Genomic DNA, 6,000 nt, shown 5'->3' with positions numbered 1-6,000 from the left:
TAGCGCCCATCCTGAGAAAATCGGGATGGGCGCCGTGTAAAATGGTAGGGGATCAGGAGGTAGCCAGGGAGTGACCCAGACGCACCTTCTGCATCATCTCCTTGGCGGTATCCACCGTGGAGTAGTCGGGAATGGTGACATAGGCCTTCTGGTTGGGAATGGAGTAGGTGTAATCGCTGGACCCGGTGCCGGACACATAGTAGCTGTTGATGGTCCATGCTCCGCCGTTGGACAGCTGGCTGCGCACCAGAGTGCCGACGAGGTCATAGGGGACCGAGGTGACGAAGCTATTCTGAGCGGCGTTCATGAGAGAATTATAGTTGGTGAGGATTTCGGGGGACATGGCCTTCTGAATGACGGCAGTGATCACTTGCATCTGATGGATGCCGCGCTGATAGTCCCCATTGGGGAAGGCGTACCGCTCTCGAACATAGGAGAGGGCCATGGCTCCGTCCATATGGTTGATGCCCTGTGTGAAGTGATATCCGCCCGATTTGAAATCATACTGGGAATTCACTTCGATCCCGCCCAGAGCGTCAATGATGTCTTCAAAGCCGGTGAAGTTGACCCGGAAGTAGTAGTCGATATCAATGTCGTAGAACTGGGCCAGGGTGTCCTTGCTGACATCAATGCCATAAATACCGGCGTGGGTGAGTTTGTCGGGGAGATCACCCTCATCGGCAATGGACAGAGGTACATAGTAGTCACGAGGAGTGGAAAGTAAAAGTACTTGACGGGTGTTGGGGTTGACGGTGGCAATGATATTCACGTCGCTGCGGCCTGTGGCCAGCACATCGCTGCTGCGGGAGTCGCTGCCGCTGATGTAGACGGTAAAGACCTCGTCGTCCTCCTCCGGGTCTTTGGAGTGCTCCGGCAGAGGTACCGGGGAAGGCGTATCTGTATCATCTTCGCTGGTGACAGAGATGGTGCGTACTTCCCGAATCTTGGTATCTAAATCCTGGTAGCCGTCCAGTTCAGAGAGCATGTCCAAATAGGCACGGTTGATGAGCATGACATTGATGTCTGAGTTGAGTAGGGCGTCTACCAGCTCCGAGGCAGAGGCGTAGGACTTGGTGTTGGCGGTGACGTAGAACTCGTCCTGAATCTTGAGCAGGGCCGCCTTGGTGTTGTGGGGGTCCAACTCCTCCAGTACACCGAACCGCTCCCGCAACAAGTCCGACAGTTCCCGCTGGTCGTCAATTCGGACACACACCACCATCTCAGCGGTTTCCACACCACCGGAGGTAATGTTTTTCAGGGCATTGACGGTAATCTGAGCATAGTAGATGCCGACAGCAAAAGCAGCCGATAGGATGAGAGCCAGTATGGTAGCTATGGTGCGGCGGACCTTGGTGGGGTGGAGAAGGCTCAAAAGCCAGACCAGCAGCAGCAAGATCACCACCGTACCGATGAGGACTCCAGTGAGCAGCGGTGTGAGCATCTTACTGGTGATGGCGACAAACACAAGCGCAAGAGAGAGGAGCGTGAATAGCACCAAAAAGATACGGTTGATGATGCAGCTTACCTCTTGGTTTTCAGAGCGAGAAAAAAATCGCTGATTCATAGTATTGTCATCCCCTTGTGTATATATTTGTGGTGTAGAACAGGGAAGCAAAAGCGGTTTGGATCATTATAGTACAAAATTGGTCAAACCGCAATGCCGGGTGGAGAATTTGAGGTAAACTCCCCAAAAATAGGTACAGGGAATTGACAGTTGTGGGGCGTGAAGCGTATACTAATAACCGATAAAGAGATAAAATATCTAGAAATTCGGTAGGAAAACGAGAAAATGATAGAGAAATGAGAGATGAATATGAATTTGCACAAGCTTTGGCGTATGCTGGTGATTGCGGTGATGGATGCCCTGTCGCTGGGAGCAGCAGCTGGACTGGCCATTTTGGTCCGATTTGATTTCGCCCTCAGCCAAGTGCCTCCAGAGTATCTGGACAAAATGGGGTATTGTCTACTGGTACAGATCGTGGTTACCATTGCTGTATTTGCGTGGCGGCGCATGTACCAGTATGTGTGGCGCAGCATCAATGTGCTGGACGTAACACAGATGTGTGTGTCAGTGCTGATTGCGTATGCTGTGAGTTTTGTATGCTGTAGTTTTATACAGCTGCCGCTGTCCCGCAGCATTTGGTTTTTGATGCTGATCTTCCAACTGGTGTTTTTGGTGGGAATGCGTTGCTCGCTGCGATTTTTCCTGGTATGCTATCATTTCTTTCGGTCACACGGGCCAGATGGACAGCGCATTATGCTGATTGGAGCCGGGCAAGCAGGTCAAATTCTAGCCCGTGAACTGCGTCAAAGCAGCCGGGTAGAGGGAAAACTGTGCTGCGTCATTGACGACAATCCCAGAATTCACGGAAAATATATAGACGGTGTGCGCGTTGTAGGGGGACGAGATAAGATTGAGTCTGCGGTAAAACAGTATGGCATTACTCAGATTATTTTTGCTATCCCTACGATTGAGCCGGACCAGAAGTCTGAAATTCTCAATATCTGTAAGATGACGGGCTGCCGCCTTCGAGTGCTCCCTGGCCTTTACCAGATGCTCAACGGTGAGGTTAGCCTTTCCGCCGTGAAGGATGTTCAGGTAGAGGACCTGTTGGGACGCACTCCGGTGCAGCTGAACAAAGCGGTGGTATCCGACTTCCTGGAGGACAAGGTGGTCATGGTGACCGGTGGCGGTGGGTCCATCGGCAGCGAGTTGTGTCGGCAAATCGCCACCTGTCATCCTCGACGCCTCATCATTTTGGACATCTACGAAAATAACGCCTATGATATTCAGCAGGAGCTAAAGCGACTGTATGGGGTAAAACTGGATTTGAGAGTGGAAATTTGTTCGATCCGAGACAAAAGACGCATCTATCAGATTTTTGATCGGTATCACCCGGATGTGGTGTTCCATGCTGCGGCTCATAAGCATGTGCCTTTGATGGAGGATTGCCCAGACGAGGCCATCAAGAACAACGTTTTTGGTACCTATCATGTGGTGCGTGCTGCCGAGAAGTATGGCGTGAAGAAGTTTGTAATGATTTCCACCGACAAGGCGGTGAATCCCACCAATCTGATGGGGGCCACCAAGCGATTCTGTGAGATGATTTTGCAGAGCAAGCGTGCAAGTCAAACAGAGTACTGTGCAGTGCGCTTTGGAAACGTCTTGGGCTCCAACGGCTCCGTGATTCCGCTTTTTAAACGGCAGATTGCCAATGGTGGACCAGTAACCATTACGGATAAACGGATCATCCGCTACTTTATGACCATTCCTGAGGCAGCCATGTTGGTGCTGGAGGCTGGCGCTATGGCCAAACAGAGCCAGATTTTCGTGCTGGATATGGGACAGCCGGTGAAAATTCTCACGCTGGCGGAAAATCTCATTCGCCTGTCTGGCCTGGAGCCCTATAAAGACATTGAAATCAAGGAAATTGGCCTGCGACCTGGTGAGAAATTATACGAGGAGCTTTTGATGAAAAGCGAGCATTTGCTCACCACGGAAAACAAAAAAATATTTGTGGAAGAGCAGCAAGTGATTTCGGGCTATGAAATTCGGTGCGGGTTGAAGTCTCTGGATAACTTTGTCTCTGCCCAGCGGCCCAAAGAGGAATTAGTGGCTTTGATGCGGTACCTGGTGCCCACCTATCGAGACCCGGAAGAGGTGAACCGTGAGGCAGTTCAGCGGCTGGGCGAGCCAAGTGGACAACAGGTCGGATAGTCAAAGAATAAATAGCGTGTTGAGTAGGAATTCCCTGCAAATAGAATCAACCGATTTGGATGGTTTTCGCAATTGCCTGGGGGAGTAGAGTGAGTGAAAACAGATATGATAGATATTCATGCACATATTTTGCCAGGTGTAGATGACGGGGCGTTGGATTGGAATGAGGCTGTGCATATGGCACAGATGGCAGTGGACGGAGGCGTATCTGCCATGATTGTCACGCCGCATTGTAACATGAGATACCAGAATTTCTACACGCCAGATTTGATTGAGCACAAACGCCACTTCCAGAACATGCTCCGAGAATACCAGATTCCTTTAAAACTGTACTTTGGAATGGAGATTATGGGAAGCTATGATGTGGGTCAACAGCTGAGAGCAGGTAGGCTGGCGACCTTGAATGATTCCCGCTATCCTCTGGTAGAGTTCCATTTTACGGGAAGTGGTCAGGAAGAGACTGAGATTCTTGACTCGATTCTGCGGCATGGTTATCGTCCCATCGTGGCGCATCCTGAACGCTATCTCTATGTACAGGAGCAGCCAGAACTCCTAAACACTTGGGGGGAAATGGGATGTTTATTTCAAATTAACCGGGGCAGTTTGCTGGGGCGGTTTGGACACCGCGCAGAAGAGCTCTCTTATTCTATGGTGGACCGAGGGTATGCGGATGTGGTGGCCAGCGACGCCCATTCAGCGACCCATAGAACTCCGTGGATGGCAGATGTACGAGAGATGCTGGAGGAGGAATTTTCCCAGGAAGTGGCGTATGCATTGCTGGAGAAGAATCCGAGGAGAATACTGGAAGACCAAGATATGCCCAAGAGAATGGCAAATTGGATTTAAAGAATAGAACTTACACAAGAGCCAGGAAAACCGGTGCATGCACTTGGTTCCCCTGGCTCGTTTCAACTGGGACCGATCGTGGTCAAACCCGTACGATGTAGTTTTCCTTGCGGGGGGCGGCGTCCTTCACTCCGCCGGGGGCACGATAACCTAAGATACAGTTTCCGATGCCCTCATAGTGCTCTGGAATCCCCCATTCACGCAGCAGAGCTTTGCCCTCGTCACTGGCGAACATCTCCTTGGCCCGGAAGATGTAGCAGGAGTCCACCCCCACAGCCTGAGCGGCGTTCATCAGGTTTCCCATGACCAGGGCACCGTCGTAGAGATAGGTGGGGCGCTGGGTGTCTGCCAGAACCACGAGGACGCAGGGAGCGCCGTAAAAGGGGTCCATGTCCCGGCCCATGATGGCGGCATTCATTTTGGACAGTTTGGCCACCAGCTCCGGCTTCTGTACCACCACAATCACCGGGGATTGCATGCCCATACCCGTGGGGGCGTAGGTGCCCGCTTCCAGAATGGCGTCGAGCTGTTCTTCCTTGATCTGCTGGGGGAGAAAGCTCCGGCAGCTGCGTCGCTCTTTCAAATCTTGTAAGGTCTCTTTCATCACGCATGCCTCCTAGTAAAATTGCTCTAGTTTCATTATATCACTGAAGATCAGAAATTCCAGTACAGGAAAAGAGAAAACAGGACTCCGCCTTTGTTCGGCGGAGCCCTGTGGGAGATTACTTCACGGCAATGGCCTCAATTTCAAACAGGCCGCCCTTGGGCAGGGCACCGGCCTGCACGCAGGAGCGGGCAGGGGGATTCTCCGTGAAGTAGGTGGCGTAGACCTCGTTGATGGCGGCAAAGTCGTTGATGTCAGCCAGGAACACGGTGGTCTTCACCACGTGGGAGTAGTCCATGCCAGCGGCCTGGAGCACAGCGCCCAAATTGTCCAGCGCCTGCTTGGCCTGGGCCACAACGCCTTCAGGCAAGACGCCAGTCTCGGGGATCAGGCCCAGTTGGCCGGAGGTATACAGAGTATCGCCGCACAGCATCGCGTGGCAGTAGGGCCCCACAGCGGCGGGGGCATGGGCGGCGTGAATGGTTTGATGGTTCACAACAGATCACTCCTTGTTTCATTGGTGAGATGGTTGTTAAAACACAGCGGCATCTATGCCAGTATACAAGAGAATGGGCAATTAGGCAAGGGCAGGAGGCTTGAGAAACATATTGTACTTCTTGATTTGTTATGATACACTGGAGTAAATACCATAGAAATGCTTCGAGCCAGTGCTTCTAAGGGCTATATGCCTATGAACCGCTGGCCAGGGTCATGCTGGAAACGGAATGGCCTTCCGTGTTTGAAAAGAAGCTGCTCCAGCCCCAGTCCCTTTCTTGAGAAAGGGGCTTGTGTGTCGTGCTTTTGGAGGAGTGCCGTCTTTTCAGACGGCACT

At 51.9% G+C, this 6,000-nt stretch carries 5 protein-coding genes and 1 riboswitch; of the genes, 2 read left to right on the top strand and 3 right to left on the bottom strand.

Features of this window, described 5'->3' with window-relative positions; translation table 11 throughout:
* Nucleotides 1-52 precede the first annotated feature (52 nt).
* Nucleotides 53-1,564: an LCP family protein gene (locus E0L15_RS05280; protein ID WP_168124793.1), complete on the bottom strand. Its 1,512-nt coding sequence runs from the start codon at nucleotides 1,562-1,564 to the stop codon at nucleotides 53-55.
* Nucleotides 1,565-1,813: 249 nt separating this feature from the next.
* Between E0L15_RS05280 and E0L15_RS05275 the strand changes: the two genes are divergently transcribed.
* Entirely contained in the window at nucleotides 1,814-3,718 is a 1,905-nt protein-coding gene (locus E0L15_RS05275) for a nucleoside-diphosphate sugar epimerase/dehydratase (RefSeq protein ID WP_243155390.1), read from the top strand.
* Nucleotides 3,719-3,811: 93 nt separating this feature from the next.
* Complete coding sequence (locus E0L15_RS05270) at nucleotides 3,812-4,564, top strand: CpsB/CapC family capsule biosynthesis tyrosine phosphatase (RefSeq protein WP_168124791.1); 753 nt, start codon at nucleotides 3,812-3,814, stop codon at nucleotides 4,562-4,564.
* An 82-nt stretch (nucleotides 4,565-4,646) separates the two neighbouring features.
* Here the strand turns inward: E0L15_RS05270 and E0L15_RS05265 are convergent, their stop codons facing one another.
* Together E0L15_RS05265 and E0L15_RS05260 are read right to left on the bottom strand one after the other, a co-directional pair.
* Nucleotides 4,647-5,168, bottom strand: coding sequence for a nitroreductase (locus tag E0L15_RS05265; RefSeq protein ID WP_168124790.1), 522 nt, complete (start codon nucleotides 5,166-5,168; stop codon nucleotides 4,647-4,649).
* A gap of 118 nt (nucleotides 5,169-5,286) precedes the next feature.
* Nucleotides 5,287-5,664 (bottom strand): RidA family protein, encoded by a 378-nt coding sequence (locus E0L15_RS05260; protein ID WP_168124789.1) that lies wholly within the window; start codon nucleotides 5,662-5,664, stop codon nucleotides 5,287-5,289.
* A gap of 150 nt (nucleotides 5,665-5,814) precedes the next feature.
* Nucleotides 5,815-5,933, top strand: a riboswitch (molybdenum cofactor riboswitch).
* Nucleotides 5,934-6,000 lie beyond the last annotated feature (67 nt).

It is taken from the genome of Pseudoflavonifractor sp. SW1122, assembly GCF_012027765.1.
GTDB classification, from domain to species: Bacteria; Bacillota; Clostridia; order Oscillospirales; family Oscillospiraceae; genus Enterenecus; species Enterenecus faecium.
Note: the sequence above shows the minus strand (reverse complement) of the source record. Positions and strands in the feature narration are given on the sequence as shown.

Coding starts and splice junctions, on each gene's coding strand:
- E0L15_RS05275 (WP_243155390.1), top strand. CDS start 1,814: ATGAATTTGCACAAGCTTTGGCGTATGCTGGTGATTGCGGTGATGGAT.
- E0L15_RS05280 (WP_168124793.1), bottom strand. CDS start 1,564: ATGAATCAGCGATTTTTTTCTCGCTCTGAAAACCAAGAGGTAAGCTGC.
- E0L15_RS05265 (WP_168124790.1), bottom strand. CDS start 5,168: ATGAAAGAGACCTTACAAGATTTGAAAGAGCGACGCAGCTGCCGGAGC.